Origin of the sequence: Shewanella sp. JNE2, assembly GCF_023159115.1 — a bacterium.
Lineage (GTDB): Bacteria > Pseudomonadota > Gammaproteobacteria > Enterobacterales > Shewanellaceae > Shewanella > Shewanella putrefaciens.
In genome coordinates, this window is sequence record NZ_CP096169.1 from 1,977,615 (window position 1) to 1,998,797 (window position 21,183).

At 43.6% G+C, this 21,183-nt stretch carries 20 protein-coding genes, 2 tRNA genes and 2 pseudogenes; 12 read left to right on the forward strand and 12 right to left on the reverse strand.

What is annotated here, in order from left to right; all coding sequences use genetic code 11:
* Positions 1-98: 98 nt before the first annotated feature.
* Positions 99-569: a ribonuclease HI gene (rnhA, locus tag MZ182_RS08880; RefSeq protein WP_011789536.1), complete on the reverse strand. Its 471-nt coding sequence runs from the start codon at positions 567-569 to the stop codon at positions 99-101.
* 70 nt (positions 570-639) lie between these two features.
* On the opposite strand from rnhA, the gene dnaQ reads away from it, so the two are divergent.
* The 4 genes from dnaQ (at position 640) to MZ182_RS08900 (ending at position 3,321) form a co-directional block, all read left to right on the forward strand.
* Positions 640-1,368, forward strand: a complete 729-nt coding sequence (dnaQ, locus tag MZ182_RS08885; protein ID WP_011789535.1) for a DNA polymerase III subunit epsilon — start codon at positions 640-642, stop codon at positions 1,366-1,368.
* A 10-nt stretch (positions 1,369-1,378) separates the two neighbouring features.
* A complete protein-coding gene (locus MZ182_RS08890) occupies positions 1,379-2,746 on the forward strand; it encodes a TIGR03503 family protein (protein WP_248065889.1) in 1,368 nt (455 codons plus the stop codon).
* A 167-nt stretch (positions 2,747-2,913) separates the two neighbouring features.
* Positions 2,914-2,990 (forward strand) — tRNA-Asp (locus MZ182_RS08895).
* Between the two features lie 254 nt (positions 2,991-3,244).
* Positions 3,245-3,321, forward strand: a tRNA-Asp gene (locus MZ182_RS08900).
* A 101-nt stretch (positions 3,322-3,422) separates the two neighbouring features.
* On the opposite strand, the gene MZ182_RS08905 is transcribed toward MZ182_RS08900, so the two are convergent.
* The 8 genes and pseudogenes from MZ182_RS08905 to MZ182_RS08940 form a co-directional block, all read right to left on the reverse strand.
* Complete coding sequence (locus MZ182_RS08905; protein WP_115014511.1) at positions 3,423-4,289, reverse strand: OmpA family protein; 867 nt, start codon at positions 4,287-4,289, stop codon at positions 3,423-3,425.
* Positions 4,286-4,711, reverse strand: coding sequence for a DUF4398 domain-containing protein (locus tag MZ182_RS08910; RefSeq protein WP_011789532.1), 426 nt, complete (start codon positions 4,709-4,711; stop codon positions 4,286-4,288). The genes MZ182_RS08905 and MZ182_RS08910 overlap by 4 nt, the downstream gene beginning before the upstream one ends.
* A 115-nt stretch (positions 4,712-4,826) precedes the next feature.
* Positions 4,827-5,654: a BON domain-containing protein gene (locus MZ182_RS08915; RefSeq protein ID WP_011919201.1), complete on the reverse strand. Its 828-nt coding sequence runs from the start codon at positions 5,652-5,654 to the stop codon at positions 4,827-4,829.
* A gap of 91 nt (positions 5,655-5,745) precedes the next feature.
* Positions 5,746-6,114 (reverse strand): hypothetical protein, encoded by a 369-nt coding sequence (locus tag MZ182_RS08920; RefSeq protein WP_014610690.1) that lies wholly within the window; start codon positions 6,112-6,114, stop codon positions 5,746-5,748.
* Between the two features lie 380 nt (positions 6,115-6,494).
* Positions 6,495-7,212, reverse strand: a pseudogene (locus MZ182_RS08925) (Crp/Fnr family transcriptional regulator).
* A gap of 175 nt (positions 7,213-7,387) precedes the next feature.
* A complete protein-coding gene (locus MZ182_RS08930; protein ID WP_011789528.1) occupies positions 7,388-8,086 on the reverse strand; it encodes a Crp/Fnr family transcriptional regulator in 699 nt (232 codons plus the stop codon).
* Positions 8,087-8,221: 135 nt separating this feature from the next.
* Positions 8,222-8,533 carry a BON domain-containing protein gene (locus MZ182_RS08935; protein WP_011789527.1) on the reverse strand — a complete coding sequence of 104 codons (312 nt, stop codon included), beginning with the start codon at positions 8,531-8,533 and terminating at the stop codon, positions 8,222-8,224.
* Positions 8,534-8,575: 42 nt separating this feature from the next.
* Positions 8,576-8,737, reverse strand: coding sequence for a DUF3309 family protein (locus tag MZ182_RS08940; RefSeq protein WP_011789526.1), 162 nt, complete (start codon positions 8,735-8,737; stop codon positions 8,576-8,578).
* A gap of 289 nt (positions 8,738-9,026) precedes the next feature.
* On the opposite strand from MZ182_RS08940, the gene MZ182_RS08945 reads away from it, so the two are divergent.
* Positions 9,027-9,446 carry a PRC-barrel domain-containing protein gene (locus MZ182_RS08945; protein WP_011789525.1) on the forward strand — a complete coding sequence of 140 codons (420 nt, stop codon included), beginning with the start codon at positions 9,027-9,029 and terminating at the stop codon, positions 9,444-9,446.
* A 259-nt stretch (positions 9,447-9,705) separates the two neighbouring features.
* On the opposite strand, the gene fadE is transcribed toward MZ182_RS08945, so the two are convergent.
* A complete protein-coding gene (fadE, locus tag MZ182_RS08950; RefSeq protein WP_061783095.1) occupies positions 9,706-12,153 on the reverse strand; it encodes an acyl-CoA dehydrogenase FadE in 2,448 nt (815 codons plus the stop codon).
* A gap of 243 nt (positions 12,154-12,396) precedes the next feature.
* Between fadE and MZ182_RS08955 the strand changes: the two genes are divergently transcribed.
* Complete coding sequence (locus MZ182_RS08955; protein ID WP_011789523.1) at positions 12,397-13,176, forward strand: class II glutamine amidotransferase; 780 nt, start codon at positions 12,397-12,399, stop codon at positions 13,174-13,176.
* Positions 13,177-13,340: 164 nt separating this feature from the next.
* Here MZ182_RS08955 and MZ182_RS08960 read toward each other — a convergent pair whose 3' ends face one another.
* Both MZ182_RS08960 and MZ182_RS08965 read right to left on the reverse strand, forming a co-directional pair.
* Positions 13,341-14,147, reverse strand: a complete 807-nt coding sequence (locus MZ182_RS08960) for a DUF3108 domain-containing protein (protein WP_082785958.1) — start codon at positions 14,145-14,147, stop codon at positions 13,341-13,343.
* 192 nt (positions 14,148-14,339) lie between these two features.
* Entirely contained in the window at positions 14,340-14,765 is a 426-nt protein-coding gene (locus MZ182_RS08965) for an MGMT family protein (protein ID WP_011919205.1), read from the reverse strand.
* A 268-nt stretch (positions 14,766-15,033) separates the two neighbouring features.
* Here MZ182_RS08965 and def point away from each other — a divergent pair, with 268 nt between their 5' ends.
* The 6 genes and pseudogenes from def (at position 15,034) to MZ182_RS08995 (ending at position 21,136) form a co-directional block, all read left to right on the forward strand.
* On the forward strand, positions 15,034-15,525 hold the full coding sequence (gene def / locus MZ182_RS08970) for a peptide deformylase (RefSeq protein ID WP_011789520.1): 492 nt from the start codon (positions 15,034-15,036) through the stop codon (positions 15,523-15,525).
* 230 nt (positions 15,526-15,755) lie between these two features.
* Positions 15,756-16,601, forward strand: coding sequence for a rhombotarget lipoprotein (gene rhlP, locus MZ182_RS08975; protein WP_248065887.1), 846 nt, complete (start codon positions 15,756-15,758; stop codon positions 16,599-16,601).
* Positions 16,602-16,744: 143 nt separating this feature from the next.
* Positions 16,745-17,185, forward strand: a complete 441-nt coding sequence (locus tag MZ182_RS08980; RefSeq protein WP_248065886.1) for a DUF4274 domain-containing protein — start codon at positions 16,745-16,747, stop codon at positions 17,183-17,185.
* A pseudogene (locus tag MZ182_RS08985) lies at positions 17,182-17,376 on the forward strand (hypothetical protein); the annotation flags it as partial. The gene MZ182_RS08980 and the pseudogene MZ182_RS08985, both read left to right, overlap by 4 nt.
* Positions 17,377-17,534: 158 nt before the next feature.
* Positions 17,535-18,749 carry an RsmB/NOP family class I SAM-dependent RNA methyltransferase gene (locus MZ182_RS08990; RefSeq protein WP_011789517.1) on the forward strand — a complete coding sequence of 405 codons (1,215 nt, stop codon included), beginning with the start codon at positions 17,535-17,537 and terminating at the stop codon, positions 18,747-18,749.
* Between the two features lie 137 nt (positions 18,750-18,886).
* Positions 18,887-21,136, forward strand: a complete 2,250-nt coding sequence (locus MZ182_RS08995) for an EAL domain-containing protein (protein ID WP_248065884.1) — start codon at positions 18,887-18,889, stop codon at positions 21,134-21,136.
* Positions 21,137-21,183: the final 47 nt, after the last annotated feature.

Sequence of the window (21,183 nt, forward strand, 5' to 3'; positions counted from 1 at the left end):
GCTTTTAGAGATTGATACCACACAATGTTTACGATAAGTGAGTGCGTAAAACAGAATATTTATTATCTCGTTATCTCTAGTGATTTAGAGGAGTGTGCTTAAGGTTGATAACCTTCATCGATTTGGGTTGGATTCGCTTCAGCCGCGGAGCGTGCTAGGATATCACAACGCTCATTTTCAGCATGGCCAGCGTGGCCTTTTACCCATTGCCAATCGATAGTGTGCATTTGCGATACTTTATCTAAGCGTTTCCAAAGATCCACATTTTTGACAGGCGTACGGTTTGAGGTCATCCACCCTTTTTTCTTCCAACCGTGGATCCACGTCATTATGCCTTGGCGCATATATTGACTATCACTGGTAAGAACGACTCTGCAAGGTTCTTTAAGACTTTCTAGGGCGATGATTGGTGCCAACAATTCCATGCGATTATTGGTGGTAAGTGCAAAACCGTCGGACATCTCCTTTGTATGACCCTTATAATTCATTACAATGCCATAGCCACCGGGGCCGGGGTTGCCTAAGCAAGAGCCGTCAGTGAAGATGTGGATCAGTTTTCGTTCAGTCATCAAGTTGTTACCATTGCCGTGAATTTCGGCCGAGTATAACCAAAAATTGTCATAAGAAGCGCATAAAAGTATGAATATTATTTCAAACGCCAGCCGCCAGATTGTGTTGGATACAGAAACTACAGGTATGAATCAAGGCAGCGGTGCAGTCTATTTGGGTCATAGAATTATTGAAATTGGCTGTGTAGAGGTTATCAATCGTCGGCTGACTGGACGTTACTTTCATCAATATATCAACCCAGGACAGGCCATTGATCCTGAAGCGATAGCTGTCCACGGTATTACCGATGAGAGAGTTGCAAACGAACCACGTTTTCACCAAATAGCACAGCAATTTATTGAATTTATTGATGGTGCTGAAATCGTGGCCCACAACGCAAACTTCGACGTGAGCTTTATGGATCACGAGTTTTCGATGTTGCCTTCTAAAGGCCCGAAAACGATGGATATCTGCGATATTCTCGATACTTTAGAAATAGCTAAATTTTTACATCCGGGGCAAAAAAATAACCTTGATGCCCTGTGTAAGCGATATGGTATTGATAACTCACGTCGTCACTATCACGGCGCATTACTCGATGCCGAGATCCTTGCAGATGTCTACCTGATCATGACGGGTGGGCAAACGAAGTTTAATTTATCTAACGAAGAAGTAGGACAGGAAGCAGGGGGGATCCAGCGGTTTGCTCCCAATTCACTTAATCTTAAAGTGATCTCAGCATCGGCCGATGAACTAGCTATGCACGAACAACGCCTTGATTTAGTCGCAAAATCGGGAAAATGCCTCTGGAGAGGATAAATAATCTGTTATGACGATTTCGCTTCCTACGCCCCTATTCAACACTGTTTTAATGCTCGGCACTTTATTGCTTGGCTCCAACGCTTGGGCTGCTAACCCGCCAGCACCGGAGAAGTCTTCAACACCGATGATTAAAGTGGTGCCATTAGAAACGGCATCTGAGCTTAAAAATCGCTTTAGAGTCGACCATATGGTTAGCAGTATGACGCTATTGATTGAGCGTGAGTATGGTTCAGCGCCTGTGGTCATAGTGTTGCCAGATGGCAGTAAATGGTATGCCAATCGTCACCCTGAGACGGTAAAATGGGTTGATGGTATTACAGGTGACATCATTCATATTGAATCTCCGCCAGTGGGCCCATGGCAACTGTTGGGGAAAGTGGTGCCGACTTCAACCATTAAGAAAATCTCCAAGCTTGAAATTGAAGTGCAAGCACTGCCGCAGCCGCTATTTCAAGGCGAACAAATTAAGATCATTGCTCAACTGATGGGTGATGCCGAGCGTGTTCGTATGCCTGGTTTAGATTATTTAGTGGAATGGACAGCGCATTTTGTGAGTAAGCATCGTGCAGGTGATGAAAACTTTGCCGTTGGGGATATTATTGTTGGTTCCTATAAAGATAACGGTGAGAGTTTTGATGAAAAGCCTGACGATGGAATTTTCACCAGTAATATCAATATTAAGCAACCATGGGGAGAATATGATTTTGTGGTTAAAGCACGTAATAACGTGTTTGAGCGCCAAGTGTCATTTCCTTTTAAGCTGTCGCCACGACCGATTAATGCCGAAGTGCTCATTCCTGATGATCCTTTAACGGGTCAATGGAAAATCATGCTTCATGCCGATAACAGTGTCCTACAGTTGGCAGAGACACACTTTTCATTTGAGTTAGTCGGGCCTGCGGGATTGCAGCTTCCCATTATACTCAACGGGTTAACAGAGCCTAATACTGAGTTGCCATTACCGCCAATGTCTGAATTTGGTAGTTACCGCATTAAAGGTTTTGTGGCGACAACCACAGTAACAGGGCGGGAGATAGTGATTGATCTACCAGAACTCTTTTTCAATTTAGTTCAGCCGCCAGAGCCTCCCCCGAGTGCTGAAGAACTTGCGGCTGTGGCCGCACAACAAGCGGCAGAAGAAGAAGCTCTTGCAAAAAAGGATGCCATCTTTTGGATTATTACCATTAATGCAGTCTTACTGGTTTTAGGAATTGTGGCATTGGTTGTATGGCGTAAACGTCAAAGCCTTGCTCAAGCACTGGCCGCCGCAGAGCAGCGTCTTTTAGATGAAGCAACGGAGAATAAATCAGCGATGCCATCCTTCGATGAAATTGATCTTACTATGCCTGATGAATTTGATAGTAAGGAGCGTTAGTTGAATTTTAACCTGTAGCGGCTGAAATATTGTAATGACGTAATATTTTACTCTTAAATCAGATGGTTTCAGTCAGTGTGGCGAATTTTTAACTAAACGATCTCAGAGTGTGAAAAAAACGGTTGACGCTCGTTAAACCCATCCGTATTATGCTGTGCAACTTGAGTGGAGCGGTAGTTCAGTTGGTTAGAATACCGGCCTGTCACGCCGGGGGTCGCGGGTTCGAGTCCCGTCCGCTCCGCCAGTCAAGTATTTGAAAATAGTCTATAATGTGACATTATTATAGCTATGAAACGGTAGTTAAGTTGGTTAGACTATCGTTTTGACATCGGCGGCATGTCACGTCGGGGTTAGCGGGTTCGATACTCGTCAGATAATGGATACGGAAGAATTTGGAGCGGTAGTTCAGTTGGTTAGACTATCGTTTTGACATCGGCGGCCTGTCACGTCGGGGTTAGCGGGTTCGATACTCGTCAGATAATGGATACGGAAAAATTTGGAGCGGTAGTTCAGTTGGTTAGAATACCGGCCTGTCACGCCGGGGGTCGCGGGTTCGAGTCCCGTCCGCTCCGCCAAATTGCAAAAGCCCCATCGAAAGATGGGGCTTTTTGCTTTTCTATTGTACTTATTTTTATTACGTTATCCTAAACTTCAACGATAAATCATCGAGCAAGATTTATCGTTGTGCCTGTGGTGCGTTGGTAATAATCACTTCAACTCGACGGTTTTGCTGGCGACCACTAGCGGACTCATTATTTGCAACCGGAAAGCTTTCACCTTTACCTTGGCTGCTGAGTCGACTGGATTGAACTCCTTGTGCCTGCAAAAAATTGCTAACACTATCAGCCCTGCGCTCCGATAGGCCAAGGTTGTACTCCTCAGTACCTACGCTATCGGTATACCCTTCAATGATGGCGCCACGTTGTGGATATTTACCCAGAAAGGTTGCTAGGTTTGTGAGATGCTGACTCGTCGATGACTTAAGATTGGCTTTTCCAGTATCGAATAAGACATCGCCCAAGGTCACAACCCAACCACGTTCTGACTCTCGGGCATTAAGTAGAGCAAGCTGTGCTTGTGCATCATCACTTTCCTGGCGAGCATCTGCTGCATCAGCACGGGCTAGGCGCGCATCCTGATGCGCTTGATTGGCCTCTGTCGTCCTTGCATCGAGTCTGGCATCATCACGGTTTTTTGCGAGAACCTTTTGCTGATCCTCTGCAAAGCGACTTTGCGCTTGGGCTAAGGCAATGTTGACTTTTCGGTCAGCAACAAACACGAGATGTTGTGATAGTTGCTCGTTTTTTACTGGTTGCTCAGCGGCACGTACCGCTTCTTCGGCTTGACTGATTGCAGCAGGTGCGAGGATTGCCAGCTCATTCTTTGCTTGCAGAGTGTTAAGTTCTGCACGTATATCGCTGATGCCTTCAGCCATCTTAGGTGCGCTGCTGCAGGCTGCTACTGTGGTCAGCAGCAGGCTATATGACAGCAATTGACGGCTAAAACGCAAGGGGGAAACCGACGAAGCTTTAGGCATTTTCATTGCTGAATTCCTTTTGTGCGGCGCAACATTTCTTGTTGCAGAATGCTGATGTTGTTTTTCATTTCATCATTGACGCTGTTGGCTTGTGCCAGTTCAGCACGGGCTAGCGCAAGCTCTGCGTCAAGGCTTGCCTCAATGGCATAACGATCGGCGTTGACGGTATCCTTTTTTAACAATGCACTGTTTGCGGCTTGCAGTTTCTGCCTAGCCTGTGCAAGTTCATTTGATGCATATTGACCCGCTCTTGCTTGTTCGACACGAGCAATGGTTCGTTCTGCACGTTCCATTTCTGCCGTTTTAGCCAAAGGGGATGAACTGCAGCCGCTAATCGCTATAGCAATGAAGCCTGCTAATAAAAAGTGCTTTGCTCGTAGCAGACTGATTGATAACGGTTGTGGTTGTTGATTTTTTTTGATGTTCATTTGTAACTCCTTTACAAGACACAAACTACCGAGTGTGGTTCTAACGTCAGTTATCCAACGATTCACCGTTAATCATATTGGTGAATAGCACTATTTTTGAGAGTGTCGATATTGATTAGAATGTTAATGCTTTGGATGTGACACTTTTAACACCACGGATATTCTGTGCTGTTTCAACAGCTAATGATTGTTCACTGCCGCTGGCAACTTTACCTGTCAGTGTTACTATGCCGTTATTGGTGCTGACATCAATGTCAGAGCCATTAATATTGCTTGAATACATAAAGCTGGATTTTACTTTGGCTGTTATCCAACTATCTGAAATATTGTGACTTTCTGTTTCATTTTTCAGTTTTGCTTTTTCGTCTTTGCTTACCGTTGCGCTTTGAATTTTCAAATTATTGGTGACTGATTTTACGCCGCGAGTATTGAGTGCCAATCGATGAGTAATGTCTTTTGCATTCTGGTTGTTTACAGTGCCATTTAGCGTGACTCGTCCGGATTTAGTCATGACTTCTGTGCCGACGTCATCGACATCTTTATTCCATTGCAATTTAGAGCGAATAGCGGCCGAGATATTGGCATCATCAATTTTGTCACCAAAACCATTTGAGTTAGCTTTCGGCATGTAATTAGCGTCAACGACTATCTGGTTATCAACATCTTTAATACCTGATACGCCCTGAGCGATTTCACCCGCGAGTTCTTTGCTAATTTTTTCGTCCACTTGACCTGTCAACACTGCTTTACCTTTTTGTACTGTGACTTTTAGATCATTAGCGCGTAAATAGGGGTTGAGGGCATAACTTGTTGCAATTTGGCTTTCTTGGCGTACATCATCCATTGCTTTCGTTGCCGTATCAGCGGCTGATGCTGACTGTAGTGGTGACAGGGTGAGTAAGATGGCTAAGGTAAAAATAAATTTGCGATACGATAAATTCATGATGGTACTCCCTAACAGAAAGAGAACCAGTGCAGCAATAGCGACACTGGCCTAAGCTAAATACGGTTGTTATTCAGTACAACCGCAAGGTTTAGCATTTACATTTATCAATAAAGCTTTTTACCTGTTTGCTCGAGTCATCTCGGCTCAATGAATAATGCTTTTGCACGAGTTCATTTAGGTTGGCTTCATTGCCGTTTGATTTAACCAATTCAGCTTCGCTGATTTTGCTCCAATTACCTTTTGCTGCTTGGATCTGGTCTTGCCATTTACCGTTAAAGGCATCTTTTTGCTGATTTTCGGTATTTTTGCTCGTGCCAACCTCCTGTTTGTCTTTATCTCCTGCGATAATTTTGCCAGTTTGGTTGTTGCTAGCGGTGACCGGAGGATTGGCTTTGTTGGTTTTAGTATTCTGTTCATCTTTAACGATGGTTTTATTTTGTTCAGTGAATTTATTCATATAAACCTCAAGTAATCCGGTGCAGTGCAAGAGTGCATGAACCGTATATTCAGAATGACCTGTTAAATATTGAACGTCTGTGCGTTAGCGCGCATGCAGTCCGTGACATTAGCATTTAGATGTAGGCACTTTGTGGATTTAAAGGAAAGTCGTTTGATGATAAGTGCAAGGAATTGCGGTGGTTGTGCAGGCGTTTGGGATTGGCAGTATCAGTACACGCTATCCTTGCGTATCTAGTTTTGATGACTGCCCGATTTATTTAGGGTGTACCACAGACAGCTTTGCTATCTGAAGTCTGAACTTTCACCTTAGTAAAATAGGGTTTTACAACGGTAAAGTTTATCTAGAGTATGTATGACTGAAATAGCCTGCGAGGTTGACTATTTTTTAGTGCCATTTTTTTGTGGCATCAGACGTTCTGACTCCTGCTTAACGACTGAGTAACATTCACAACAGGTTTGCTCCAGCAATTTGCGGTTCAGTACCTCAATATTACCGCGACTGTAATTGATTATTCCCATTCGTTGCAGTTTTCCAGCAGCATCGGTGACGCCTTCTCGGCGTACGCCAAGCATATTGGCAATTAATTCCTGCGTCATCAATACGCGATCATCCGATAGCCTATCGATAGAGAGTAACAGCCAGCGACATAGTTGCTGTTCAATACTATGGTGGCGATTGCAAACTGCCGTTTGGGCCATTTGGGTGAGCAATACTTGGCTATAACGTAGCAAGAGGTGGAGCAGAGCACCATGGCGGTTAAATTCGTCTTTGAGCCGTTGACCAAACAACCGATAGGCAACGCCAGCGCTTTGTACTACGGCTCGACTCGTGGTGCTTTCTCCCCCCATAAACAGTGCAACGCCGACCATGCCATCATTGCCAACGACTGCAATTTCAGCAGATGCACCATTTTCCATCACCATAGAGCAGTGAAATAATGGAGTCCAGTGGAAAATAGACATAACGCAGCTTCGAGCCAGCTTCGCAGACCACGTCACCAAGCTCTAATGACACTAGTTCTAGATGCGGGAAAATACGCTGTTTGACTTCATCAGGTAAGTCGTTTAGTAACCGGTTGTTTTCGGGGGGGGGCATTAGCCTTTTTCAGTGCCTGTTCTGGCACCGCTTTCAATTGTTGTGTGTCCATGACTTATAGTGTGTCCTTGTGCTTTAGTGTCGTTTATAGAGGTTACAGCGCAAAGTATCAATGCTATGTACGCTAGCGCACATAATGGCATTTTTGTTGGTTTGTGGAGTAAAAAAGATACGGTTAAGTACGCATTAAATGATAACAACTGCAGCAACGAGCCAGCAGACCTTGTCTGTCGAGGATATATAACCGCCCACGGTTATATGAAATACAGCCGCTGGCCTGCAATTCTCCCGCGGCCTCGGTAATACTGCTTCGCCTAACACCCAACATATCAGATAAAAACTGATGGGTGAGAAACAGCTCATTAGTCTGTATGCGGTCATGACTCATTAATAGCCAGCGTGCAAGCCGAGATTCGACTGAGTGAAAATGTGCGCAGACGGCATTTTGTGATAATTGGCATAATAATTGGTATAGGTAAGTTTCCAATATCTGTCTCAGACTGCTGCTTTGAGCAAGTAAGTCTTCAAACGTTGCAATTGGGATACGCCAAGCTTTACCTGAACCTTGGATAATTGCCTCAGAAGGGACTTGTCGAGTGCTCAACAACGTTGTTGCACCAAGCATGCCTTCATAGCCAATTAAGCCCATTTCTAATGCAGGGTGTTTTGGTAGTTTAGCGATCAATGAAATAAATGCCGTTAACGGAAAATAAACGTATTGATATGACTCCCCTGGCTGACACAGTAAATCAGCGAAGTTAAGTTGGACTAATTTAGCTTGTGATAATAATTCAGCTTGCTCTAAAGCGGGTAGGTGATGGATCAATTGATTCTGAACCTTTGGTGCTAGTGTGTTTTGAATTATTGTTGACATTGCTATTCCTACCACTGGTGGTACAGGCCTAACACCAGAAAATCTGCTGCAAAAAAGAAGATCCGTAACACCAGAATGGGCTACGGAATGATTGACGTTAAATAATTCTCTGTCTAGTTGAGGTGGAATGAAGGGTTATTTTAGTTGCATATCGTTTTTGACTGAAATGACACCAGGGACTTTGCTTGTCAATTTGACTGCTGTATTGATATCTTCGCGTGATTTGACAAATCCGCTGAGCTGAACCACACCTTTAAATGTTTCAACATTAATCTCAGCTACGCTCAAGCTTTTTTCACCTAGAATTGCAGCTTTAACTTTAGTCGTCACCACACTGTCGTCGAAATATTCGCCGGTGCCTTCTTTGTTGTAATTGGAGCTGCAACTGGCGACGGCGACTAGCCCAATGGCAAGCAGAAAGATGCTTAACACTTTAATTGTTTTCATCAGATTATCCTTTTGATAAATAGTAAGAATGATAATGGCCCATTAACTGATGCGACCGGTTAACAGCAATATAATCAGCACCAGTAGCACTATGCCTATAACGCCACCGGGACGATAACCCCAGTTGCGGCTATGAGGCCAAGTGGGGAGCATGCCGAGAAATAACAAAATTAAAATAATCAATAATATAGTAGCAATTGACATGGCGAGTCTTCCTGATGTCGGAGCAATTCTTGCACCGGGTAATATCAAGTTTGTACCCTAATAAACCGTATGTCGGTACGCTGGCGCACGTATAGGAAGTGATGAATTGACTTGTTTCATTGTTATCTCCATATGACCCGATAAGCGGTATGCCGAACAGAGATTGTGATTGCAGGGGGACATACTTTGACCAATGTCCGTTGACGGACATGTTCAGTAGAGCCCAAGGTTTGGTGCTTCACTTATCCAGTTGCTCAGTTCCATGGGCAGCGCTACAGAGGTCAACAAAATGAATTATCATGATCGCGATATTTACGGTATTTACAAGAATCCCCAGTTCGCCGAGACATTATCGACACAGGGACCCGGTCCATATCTGATGGGTGCTGAAACTCTGATCGGCAACAGTGTTGTTAACCATGCTGATGAGACCTTAGGGGACATCAAAGAAATTATGCTTGAAGTTGGAACTGGCCGTGTCGGTTATGCGGTACTGTCATTCAGTACTTACTTTGGTTTTGGAGAAAAGCTTTTTGCGGTACCTTGGAAAATGCTGACTCTTAATACAGAGAAAAAATGTTTTGTTATGGACATATCATTAGAACGACTAAAAACGGCGCCAGGTTTTGACAAAGGTCATTGGCCTAATATGACAGATGTTGAATGGGGAAAAAATCTGCACGATTACTATGGTAGTCAGTGGGATTAACAGATAGTAAAGCAGGGGATTTCTTCCCCGCTTTTTCAATTCAACCAATGAATAGCTGATAAGACCGGACGAGTTGATTGTAATCATCCCGTTAAAATACATTCTATTTTTCAGGGGTTGGTTTGTACCGTTACAATGTGGGAAGATACTTGACTAAAGAGTCTTGACCAAAGTGAAGCGTTAGCGTTTAGTGATGAACAAAAGAAAGGAGGCTTATACAGCCTCCTTTCTTTGTGTGATAACCAATCCTATGTGGCTATTAGGCTGCGCGCTCTTGTGAAGTAGCAGAAACTACTTCTGGACGCAGTTCTGCTGGGTCAAAGTCATCCACATTGATTGACTTCATGCGGCCAATCTCGGCTCTTTCCAACAGTTGTATTTCGCTATCGCTCAATACCCCTAAGGCTTTGCCTTCAGCGGCCACTTTATCTAACCACATAAAGGGTAGACGTTTACCACTGGCTTTACAGACTTTGTCGAATAAAGGTTCGGCAGCCAGAATATCCTTAAGCGTTTGCTCTTGAATACCTACAGCATTGTGCTCCGAGTTAGTCCAGAACTGGCCTTTACCTAAACGATCACGACTTTCACAGGGTGTTTGCATGATCTTAGCGACTTTATGATCTAACACATCGCTTGGGCGTTTCAGTGGACGACCGAATGGGAACATCACCACACGTAATACGCCGCCAAGGCCCATAGGGAAGTTATCCAGTAAATCGTCTAAAGAAGCTTGCAGCTTGTACAGCGCATCTTCAACGGCCCATTGTACTAATGGCAAGTCGTCGGTTTGACGGCCTTCATCTTCATAGCGTTTCAGTGTGGCTGATGCCAGATACAGTTGACTTAATAAGTCACCTAAACGGGCAGAGATACGTTCTTTACGTTTAAGGTTACCACCCAACGTTGCCATGGCTAAGTCAGAGAGTAGGGCAAGGTTGGCACTGAAACGATTCATATGTTGATAATAACGCTTGGTTTTATCTGAGTAAGGCGCGTTTGAGAAACGGCTCGATGTCAGACCTAACCAGAAGCTACGAACAAAGTTACTGGTCGCAAAACCAATATGACCGAAAATTGCCGCATCGAAATTGGCTAAACCTTGACCCGACTGAGTATCAAACGCGGATTCCATTTCGGCAAGCACGTACGGATGGCAACGGATCGCGCCTTGGCCGTAGATGATCATCGAACGGGTGAGGATGTTTGCACCTTCAACAGTAATTGCGATAGGCGCAGCTTGGTAACCACGGCCTAAATAGTTATTCGGGCCAAGACACACGCCTTTACCGCCATGAATGTCCATGGCATCGATGATACATTTCTGCATTCTGTCGGTCAGGTGGTATTTCACTATTGCAGAGATAACCGATGGTTTTTCTCCTAAATCAATACCTGTCGTTGTTAGCGAAGTGACCGCATCCATTAGGTAGGCGTTGCCACCGATGCGAGCCATTGGTTCTTCAATGCCTTCTAACTTACCAATGGGCAGTTTGAATTGACGACGAATGCGCGCATAGGCACCCGTTGCCAGTGCTGCGGTTTTCACGCCACCCGCAGAGTTAGATGGCAGCGTGATACCACGACCCACTGATAAACATTCCACCAGCATACGCCAGCCTTGACCAGCCATTTTCGGGCCGCCAATGATGAAGCTTAATGGTACGAATACTTCGTTGCCGCGAGTCGGACCGTTTTGGAACATACAGTTGAGCGGGAAGTGACGACGACCCGTTTCAACACCTTCAACATCGGTTGGGATCAGTGCGCAGGTAATGCCGAGCTCTTCTTTATCACCAAGTAGATGATCAGGATCGCGCAGTTTGAAGGCTAAACCTAATACAGTGGCAACCGGTGCTAAGGTGATATAGCGTTTGTTCCAGGTTAACTTCATACCAAGAACTTCTTCGCCTTCCCATTGACCTTTACACACGATACCAAAATCAGGAATCGAGCCTGCATCGCTACCAGCTTCTGGGCTGGTCAGAGCGAAACAGGGCACTTCTAACCCTTTGGCTAAACGCGGTAAATAATGGTTTTGTTGCTCTGGCGTGCCGTAATGTTGCAATAGTTCACCAGGGCCTAAAGAGTTCGGTACACCAACAGTTGAAGCTAACTCACTGCTGACGCCTGCTAGTTTTTGCAACACACGGGATTGTGCATAGGCTGAATACTCTAAACCGCCGTATTTTTTCTTGATGATCATAGCAAAAAAGCCATGATCTTTGAGGTATTGCCATACTTCTGCAGGTAAGTCAGCGAGTTGGTGTGATACCTGATGTTGGTTTACCATGCGGCACACTTCTTCTACAGGGCCATCGAGGAAGGCTTGCTCATCTGCACTTAAACGCGCAACTGGGTAGTTATGGAGTTTTTTCCAGTTCGGGTTACCTGCAAACAGATCGGCTTCCCACCAAGTGGTACCGGCTTCAATCGCTTCTTTTTCGGTAGAAGACATTTCAGGCATGATGCCACGATATATCTTCATCAGTGGGCGACTGATTACATTTTGTCTAAATGCACTGATGTTAAGTGGCAAGGCAATCACAAGGAAAACGATCCAAGAGATAGGGCCGACAACATCGAGTGTCCATCCTGCTGTCATCACAACAGCGGCTGCGATAGTGGCAGTGAGCAAAGAAACCCGAAGGTAAGCTAGGGCTCCTAACACTAAGATCATAGCGATGATCCAAAGTAGGGTAGTCACTGTAATTCTCCTTAAGTATGACCGAGTGCCAACCACAGGTCATAGCGAGTTTTATTGATGGCGATCACAATTATAGTTTGTGGTCAGACCTGTGTCGCATAAAAGTTAAACCTAAGAGAATTTTAATACAAGCATTTTTCAAACAATTGTTTAAATTTTTTGTCAGATCTGATCATTCCACAAATGTCATCAACTAGTTACAATGCAAAACCGTAGAGAGTTGAGAGCAAATAGGCGAGAGATATGTGTGAATTACTGGCGATGAGTGCCAATGTGCCGACCGATATTGTGTTTAGTTTTACGGGATTAGCACAACGTGGTGGGGTAACGGGTCCCCATGTTGACGGTTGGGGTATTACTTTTTACGAAGGGAAAGGTAGCCGCACTTTTAAGGATGCTTGCCCGAGCAGTGAATCCCATATTGCAAAATTGATCCAATCTTACCCCATTAAGAGTGAAGTGGTGATAAGCCATATTCGCCAAGCCAATCGCGGTTGTGTGTCTTTGGAAAACACGCACCCTTTTACCCGCGAACTATGGGGGTGTTATTGGACTTATGCTCATAATGGTCAATTGACGGATTATCAGGATATGTTTCAAGTCTCGCGCTATCAGAGCGTAGGCGATACCGACAGCGAACTCGCTTTCTGCTGGATTTTAGAACAAGTTGCCCAAAAGTTTGGTGATGCTAAACCCCAAGATATGCTGGCAGTATTTCATTTTGTTGCGACTCTAGCCGAACAAATTCGAACCTTAGGCGTGTTTAATATGATCTTAAGCGATGGTGAGTATTTGATGAGCTATTGCAGCAACAACTTGTGCTATATCACGCGCCGCGCGCCGTTTGGCAAAGCGAAACTGATCGATACGGATGTAGTGATTGATTTTGATAAAGAAACAACCCCCCATGATGTCGTGACAGTGATTGCCACTCGGCCATTAACTGAAAATGAGAACTGGCATGTGATGCAGTCTGGCGATTGGAAGTTATTTCGATTCGGTGAGTTATTGGTTGATTGCTAATGTTGCCAAGTGTTTTATCTTACATGGTTACAGTTCAGCGATTATCTGCAATAACGCACTGTTTATTTTAAATTATTCGCATATTGAGGGTGACAAACTCCGCATTAACAATACTGAGTTTGTCACTATAGAATTAACCCAATTTTTGCAATTGAGATAAACCGTTAGTTTTCAGTCGTCCCTTTGTCAGTTGTCCCTAAGAGTTTTGGTGCTGCTTGTGGTGTAAGTGTTTCGGTTGGTTCGGGTGTAACAGCTTGTTGTTCATCGAAATGATATTTGAGTAATTTAATATCAAGCTGCTTACTGCCTTTTTCAAAATGAGATAAACGAACAGGAAGATAAGCTAAGTCAGGTGCCATCCAAAAAAAAGTTTGACGCTTTTTATTATCGCGTACAACTTCGATTTTTACCGTGTCATAACTGCCACTTTCTATTGTCATTCGCTCTTTACCTATGACATGAAATTGATAGTCATCCACCTCGTTGTCCTTGATCATTTTATAATCGAGCACTTCTTTGCCTGTACTGATATCCAATCTGAATTGCAGTTGTACCATTAGGGGATCGAATATTTCGTCCTCATAGGGAAACTTACCTTTCTCGTCTTTATATCGGGTATGGATAAATCCTTGCGCTTTAGCAAAGGCGGTTTGCTCAGTGTAATTGGGGCCAACACCTTTACGTTGGTGTAAATAGCGTAGTGGAGTCAGCTTTCCTTCCTCTTGGGTAAATTCACTCAGTACATGGCGGACATCGGTCAGTAGCAAAAGGCTAAGATCGCTATCAAAACGATACTTAAATACGCCGTTTTCTGCACTGGGGAGTACGTATTTGGCTTTGCCTAATTGAATATCACCATAATTGACCTGATATTCAGCAGTTTGTGGGGTGAGTGGCGTAGGCGGTGCCATGGCAAATACACTGTGGGAGAGTGCGGAAATGCTCATTAATAATGCTGTTATGGTGCGCAAATAATGCTCCTTAATGTCGCAGGTTTTCACCTTGTATGACGGCGCTAACATGTGCCGCAGTGGATAAAAAAGTGTCGAGTCGCATCTTACTTACACAGTTTTCATTGTTAAAAAGATAGCATTTATTGCGTTAACTTAGGTTATAACCGAGGGATTAACCTATGTAAACAGATGATAGTTCAGTAGATTAAACTAAAATGGCATCGACATCACTAAGGTTGCTAGATCGGGACGCCACTCAAACTCAGACAAGTTAACTTTGCCTCGGTTCACTACTATTCCTTCAATTCGTAATAATTCCATCTGTTCTTGAAACGCGGATGAGTTTTGTTCGAAGGATATTTTGCCATGGCTATTGAGCACTCTATGCCAAGGCAGTGATAACTGCTCTGGTGCTAGTTTAAGCGCTTTGGATACATAACGTGCTCGCCCTGGTAAGCCTGCAAGATCAGCGACTTTGCCATAGCTGCTGATCTTTCCCTCTGGGATCATACCAACAATATGCCAAATTCTCGCCATAGGGGACGACACTACTTGCATAGGTATCGTGTCTAAAATCTTTTCATCTAGTTTCAGATAGGGGTAGTGCACAGATTTATCTTTAGGAAACGGCGACATGAACAAGTGCCCTTATTAAGATTTCATACCTGCTAAAGTGTTAGGTTAGCCAGTTTAACGCTAAATAGCTCAGTTGCGAAATCTTGCTGTTAGCTCGTATGAGTCATTTTAGGGACGCTTAACTTTATTTTTAAGGTGGCTTGAGTATATCTGCTAACTCGATTGTAATCTTGGCGATTAAACTATTTTTGCTTGGAATATTGTGTAAATAGTCAAATAGTCCATAATAGCGCCAATTTTTTTGACTCGATGAGAGAAGATAACTGGCATGGCTGTACTCGATATTCTAACCATTCCCGATGAGCGCCTTAAACGTAAAGCGCAACCTGTAAAAGATATTGAAGCTGTTCAGGGATTTATCGATGATTTAATTGAAACCATGTATCACACGGACGATGGTATCGGTTTAGCGGCAACTCAAGTCGGCAGTACAGATGCAATTATCGTGATCGATTTATCTGACGGTCGCGACCAGCCTTTAGTGCTGATTAATCCTGAGATTGTTGAAAAGTCAGGTGAGTTCGTTGGTGAAGAAGGTTGTCTGTCTATCCCAGGTTATCGCGCTAAAGTGTCACGTTTTGAAAAAGTTAAAGTGACCGCCTTAGACAGAACTGGCAAAGCTATCGAAATCGAAACCGATGAGTTTTTAGCCATAGTGTTGCAGCATGAAATCGACCATTTGCATGGCAAAGTATTTATCGAACATTTATCCATGCTAAAACAACAAATCGCCCTTAAAAAAGTGCGTAAATACGCTTAACTTTTGACTTAAGTTGTATTTTACAGAATGGTTGTACCTATTGACTAGCCGCATTTATAGTGCGGCTTTTTTGTATTTGAAATCTAGTCAAAGAAGATTAATACTGTGATATGTGAACATAACAGCTTGTTTTTACTCTGATGAGTGGATAAGGTAACCCAAAATCTGCATTAGTTGTAGGTTCAGTTTTCACCATTAACAGCAAGAGTATGGATACGGTAGGGAAACAAATGAAATTTAAGGTAATAGCCTGTGGCATAGCCTCATTCGCAATGCTTTCACTGGGTGGCTGTAGTGCATTTTTTAACGGTAATACTACGGAGAAAAATGCGGTATCGAGTAGCTTAGTCGAATATTTATACCCTGATGAGAAGAGTCGCCAAGCCCAGCAGCCATCCTTACCTGTGCTACGTTTACCGATTACCGTCGGCATCGCTTTTTTGCCATCATCCCATTGGCAACATGATGCAATTGATAGCCGAACTCAGATGGCCTTACTTGATAAGGTTAAAAAATCCTTTGTCAAATATGACTATATCGATCGTATCGAAGTGATCCCAAGTACCTATCTTAAAAATGGTAAAGGTTTTGAAACCTTGCAGCAGGTTGCGCGTTTGCATGATGTCGATGTGATGGCATTGGTGTCTTACGATCAATTGATGCAAAGCCACGAGAACAAATCCGCCATTCTTTATTGGACGATTGTGGGCATGTATTTAATCCCTGGCAATGAAAATGCGATTCAAACCTTTGTTGATACCGCCGTTTTCGATATGCGTAGCCAGAAGATGTTATTTAGGGCGCCAGGTATTAATCAGTTAACTGAAAGTTCAACCGCTGTTGGCGTGACGACAACCTTAAGAGAAAAATCCTACGAGGGCTTTGATCTCGCGGTGAACGATATGATAGTCAATTTAGATGACGAGCTTGCCCGTTTTAAAACTCGGGTTAAGGAAGAGCACGTCGCCACCATAGAACATAAACAAGGTTACAGCGGCGGTGGCAGCTTATCGCTATTGATACTTTCATTACTGGGGATTTTTGCTGTGCGCCGTTTAACCATCTGCCGAGAATAGTTGAACCCATTTATCAGGGGTGAGGTGAATGAAAAGGAGTTTCAATGTTTTGGATATTTCTACTTCGGGCTTTGTATTAAGTTCTTATCACTCCTTTACCCTATGTTAAATGGGCTGATTGAAACATTAAGGACTTAAATATAATGACAGACATTATTGATAGAATTGTTTATGACATCGAGGATGTTGAAGAGGCGGTAAACCTTGTAAAAACTATCTCGTCAGCACATGAATTGTATGCCTTATTGAACCATTATAATTGGGATGATGGTAATGAGATTCCTATTGCAATTGCGGATCATCCATTATGCGAGTTAGCCATTGCCATAAAGCTATTTTGGCTTGCTGAAGCGATGGATTGGTTAGAAATGAATGAGCTAAATGAATTAATTCCAACAAATGAGGTAATAGAACCTTATCAACAGGAACATTATGATTTCGCGGTCATGCTGACTAAGCGAATTTTAAGCGGTTATTATCAGGTGAAAACAGTTTCTCATACTGAAAAAATAACAAAGACGGCGCAATATTTTCTTAAGAAGCGTGGGGTGCCTGAGATCTTGTATCAACCTATTGTGGTATGAGTGTTGAGTGTAGAGATATACGATGTTGTAGTCGGGTGGTTAGGCGTGCCTATTTATGTGTGAAGCCCCCTTTTTTAGGTAACAACTAGGACCATAGACGCGAGTGGGTAGAGCCACAAATGCTTAAACCGGCTCAGGTTTTTGCTATTGATGTCGGTGTATATGCGGTGATGAGCAACCATCCGCATCTTAGCGGCCTAGCTTATCGTTATCGCCGTGACCACAAGTGACAATATACCAATGTGGGTGATTTTTTATGGCTTTAGCCTTAACTCGGTACTAGCATGCTTGCGTATTCGGGCTTGACCTCCTATGATCCTCCGGTTTTATCATTCACGGTAACCTTTAAATGTTGAATTCTCCGCTTTCTGCCAGCTCTAACGAATTAGTGATCAGTATCTTAACTATGGTGTTGAGCCAAGGAAAACCCTTAGATCGAGCCTATTCTCAGCATTTTTCTGGGTTGCAATTGGTGCCAGCTGAACAAGCGCGTATTGCGCTGGTGACGGGGGATATTCTTAGGCGCTTAAATCTGTACTGTTATTTGGCTGAAATCAGTCCTGATGAAATGGAACGATATGGCTCCAAGCTACTCAATGCTTGGCATTTATTCCATGACTTACCATTACCTAAGATGCAATATTCCTTACCCGTGGATGAACAACGTCTGGCTGAGCGTATTGAGCAAGCAAAAACTCAACTTGTGCTTTGGGATGGTTGTCCAGAATGGCTTGATACCATGGGCCGTGAGCAACTTGGTAAATCTTGGGAAAAGGAGCGCGCAGCCTTAAGCACTGCGCCTAAGCGTTTTTTACGCGCTAACGGCCTCAAGGTTACCCGTGATGAGTTAATGGCAAAACTTGCTGCAGAATATGTGAGTACGCTACCCGTTGATACAGTTAATTCTGCGCTAGAAGTCACCTCAGATTCTGCATTATTTCGCACCCAGAGTTTTAAAGAGGGGTTGTTTGAGCAGCAGGATGCGGGTTCTCAGCGCGTGGCCGCTGCACTGGATGCAAAACCGGGTATGAAAGTCATCGATGCTTGTGCTGGCGCGGGCGGTAAGACCTTACACATCGCCGCACAAATGCAGGGCAAAGGGCGCCTATTAGCTATGGATGTGGAGCAATGGAAACTCGATAAGCTCAAAGAGCGTGCCCGTCGTAATGGGGCTTATAATGTTGAAACGCGCTTAATTGCTAGTAGTAAAACCATTAAACGTCTTAAACTCAGTGCCGATCGTGTGTTGCTCGACGTTCCTTGTTCGGGTCTTGGAGTACTGAAGCGTAACCCTGATGCAAAATGGCGTGATACCGCAGAGCGTTTACCCGTTCTGATGGAACTGCAAAAACATATTTTGAACAGTTACAGCCGTATGGTGAAAGTGGGCGGGATCCTTGTATACGCCACTTGTTCTATTTTTCCGTGCGAGAACCGTGGTCAAGTGGATGCATTTTTGGCGGAAAATCCAAACTTTCGTCTAATAGAAGATGAAACGATAAGCCCTGCCGATACAGGTTTTGATGGTTTTTATCTTGCGAAAATTGAACGAATTCAAGAATAAACTCCTTTCAATACTGCTCTAAAGCACTTTTAGTCTATTTAAGGCTGAGTTGCTTTGGGGCACCTTAGTGCCTAGAATTCTTCTGAGTTTATAATGTTTTTACTTGAGCCTAACAGTATTGCACGGCGAAGGAAGATATGGACGAAGGCACTAATGTTATGGGACGACTTTTCGAATCCTCACTTAAACTAGATCACGATGTTAGCTTAGATTGCTATAGCGGCATTTTATCTATGTTGTTAAATGGTGCGCCTCTAGGTGAGATTCTTCACGCGCTCGTCCTTAAAATTGAGGCTCAAAAAATAGGGACAAAGGCTTCCGTCCTACTGTTGAGTGATGATGGTAAACGGTTACTTTTTGGTGCTGCTCCCCACTTGCCAGATAACTATAACCAAGCAATTCATGGCATTGAAATTGGCCCAGACGTAGGCTCCTGTGGTACTGCGGCCTACTTGGGGGAACGTGTTATTGTTGAAGATATCGCGCACCATCCATTTTGGGAAAAGTTTAAAGCAATTCCTCTCAGTGCGGGCCTTAAATCCTGTTGGTCTGAACCCATCAAAGATAATCATGGGAAAGTACTCGGGACTTTCGCCATGTATTATGACGTCATAAAATCACCTATGCCGCAGGATTTAACCTTGATATCGGAAGCTGCAAGATTGGCGAGCCTTGCGATTGAACGTAGCCGTTCGATGGAGTTTCAGCGTTTAGCGGTGAAAATATTTGATCGCTTGCCTTTAGCACTTGTGATCACCAATTCCCTCGATGCCGTGTTATATGCAAATGCAGCATTTAAGCAAATAGTACAACCACAAACAGTAGAATCATCTAATTTTCACCCAAAAACCTTTTTGTCTCAGTCAGAACCCCATGAACTTGATATGCTTTTTCAGCACCTATCAGCAGGAAAAATGTGGCAAGGGGAATTAGTTGGACTCAGGGGAAATGGTGAAACCTTCTACCTTGATCTTACTGTAACGGTATTTCGTGAGCCTCACAGCAATTACAATGGCTTCGCTTGGTTATTTTCCGATATCAGTGAACGTAAAAAAGCCGCACAACTAATTAAGTATCAAGCGAATAATGATTCACTTACAGGGCTTGCAAATCGTAATGCCCTCTTTAGACAAATCCAAACCTTAATCACTTCTGACTGTTTAACGCCGGGCTTTAGTTTTATGTTGATGGACTTAGATAACTTTAAGCAAGTCAATGACACCTATGGGCACGATAAGGGCGATATGTTGTTGTTACAGGTTGTTGGACAGATAAAAACCTGTTTAGACAGCAGTATAATGTTTGCGCGTTTAGGTGGTGATGAGTTTGCCTTACTGTTACCCGGGGTTGTTACACAAAAAGCACTCTCACAATTGGCCGAAAAAATCATTAAAAATGTCTATCGGCGTTATGAGCTATCAAAGGATAAAGGCGTTTACAGTTCGGTTAGTATTGGAATTGCACGTTTCCCTGAGGATGCACTTAATTTGGAGCAATTGCTTAATTGCGCTGACCAAGCCATGTATATCTCCAAGGCGAATGGGCGCAATCGGTATCATTTCTTTACTGAGCAAATGCAGCAGAATGCCGAACGAATAGCGAATTTACATACATTGCTAAAGCAAGCCTTAGATCAACAAGCCTTTGAGCTCTATTATCAGCCAATCGTTAATGCGACAACGGGGTTGATCGTGCGTGCAGAGGTACTATTACGCTGGCAACATGAAGGCCAGTTTATTGCTCCAGATGAGTTTATTCCCATCGCTGAAAATAGTGGATTGATTGTTGATATCGGTCGAAATGTCCGCCGATGTGCGATGCAAACGATTAAGGAGATGCAAGACCATGGTTGGGGTATTAGCTTAGCGGTGAATGTGTCTACTTTTGAGTTCTGGTCCCATGAGTTGCAGGATGCATTTTGTGACTCTTTTGCTGACATAATTGAAGAATTAGGCTTAGTTGATTTTCCCTATGAATTGATCACGCTGGAAATTACCGAATCTTTATTAATGAAACAACATGTACATTTAATTAAAGTGCTCAATGAACTGCGTGCTCGAGGTGTGAAAATATCCTTAGATGACTTTGGTACTGGTTATTCCTCTTTATCTTATTTAGCGAATTTTCCCATAGATCAAATTAAGATAGATAAAAGCTTTATCGATAGATTAGCAGAAGGCGAACGCCACGAGGCTCTGGTTGAGGCCATAGTGCGCTTAAGTCATGCCTTAAATTTGAGTGTGACTGCTGAAGGGGTAGAAACAGAGTCCCAGTTGAAGTTTGTGATGGCAAATGACATTCAAGAAATTCAAGGTTACCTCTATTACCAACCTATGCCTAAGGCCGCATTTTTTGAATTATTGGCTAAGCAAGCTAAGCCACATTAGTGTGTTCGCATTTATGTGTAACTAAACTGCATGACAACATCAAAAAG

Bases quoted from the DNA above. Each gene is read 5' to 3' on its own strand.
- MZ182_RS08945 (WP_011789525.1), top strand. From the start codon at position 9,027: ATGAATTATCATGATCGCGATATTTACGGTATTTACAAGAATCCCCAG.
- rhlP (WP_248065887.1), top strand. From the start codon at position 15,756: ATGAAATTTAAGGTAATAGCCTGTGGCATAGCCTCATTCGCAATGCTT.
- dnaQ (WP_011789535.1), top strand. From the start codon at position 640: ATGAATATTATTTCAAACGCCAGCCGCCAGATTGTGTTGGATACAGAA.
- MZ182_RS08990 (WP_011789517.1), top strand. From the start codon at position 17,535: ATGTTGAATTCTCCGCTTTCTGCCAGCTCTAACGAATTAGTGATCAGT.
- MZ182_RS08935 (WP_011789527.1), bottom strand. From the start codon at position 8,533: ATGAAAACAATTAAAGTGTTAAGCATCTTTCTGCTTGCCATTGGGCTA.
- MZ182_RS08905 (WP_115014511.1), bottom strand. From the start codon at position 4,289: ATGAAAATGCCTAAAGCTTCGTCGGTTTCCCCCTTGCGTTTTAGCCGT.
- MZ182_RS08940 (WP_011789526.1), bottom strand. From the start codon at position 8,737: ATGTCAATTGCTACTATATTATTGATTATTTTAATTTTGTTATTTCTC.
- MZ182_RS08995 (WP_248065884.1), top strand. From the start codon at position 18,887: ATGGACGAAGGCACTAATGTTATGGGACGACTTTTCGAATCCTCACTT.
- MZ182_RS08930 (WP_011789528.1), bottom strand. From the start codon at position 8,086: ATGTCAACAATAATTCAAAACACACTAGCACCAAAGGTTCAGAATCAA.
- MZ182_RS08920 (WP_014610690.1), bottom strand. From the start codon at position 6,114: ATGAATAAATTCACTGAACAAAATAAAACCATCGTTAAAGATGAACAG.
- MZ182_RS08955 (WP_011789523.1), top strand. From the start codon at position 12,397: ATGTGTGAATTACTGGCGATGAGTGCCAATGTGCCGACCGATATTGTG.
- MZ182_RS08910 (WP_011789532.1), bottom strand. From the start codon at position 4,711: ATGAACATCAAAAAAAATCAACAACCACAACCGTTATCAATCAGTCTG.
- MZ182_RS08980 (WP_248065886.1), top strand. From the start codon at position 16,745: ATGACAGACATTATTGATAGAATTGTTTATGACATCGAGGATGTTGAA.
- def (WP_011789520.1), top strand. From the start codon at position 15,034: ATGGCTGTACTCGATATTCTAACCATTCCCGATGAGCGCCTTAAACGT.
- MZ182_RS08915 (WP_011919201.1), bottom strand. From the start codon at position 5,654: ATGAATTTATCGTATCGCAAATTTATTTTTACCTTAGCCATCTTACTC.
- MZ182_RS08890 (WP_248065889.1), top strand. From the start codon at position 1,379: ATGACGATTTCGCTTCCTACGCCCCTATTCAACACTGTTTTAATGCTC.
- rnhA (WP_011789536.1), bottom strand. From the start codon at position 569: ATGACTGAACGAAAACTGATCCACATCTTCACTGACGGCTCTTGCTTA.
- MZ182_RS08965 (WP_011919205.1), bottom strand. From the start codon at position 14,765: ATGTCGCCGTTTCCTAAAGATAAATCTGTGCACTACCCCTATCTGAAA.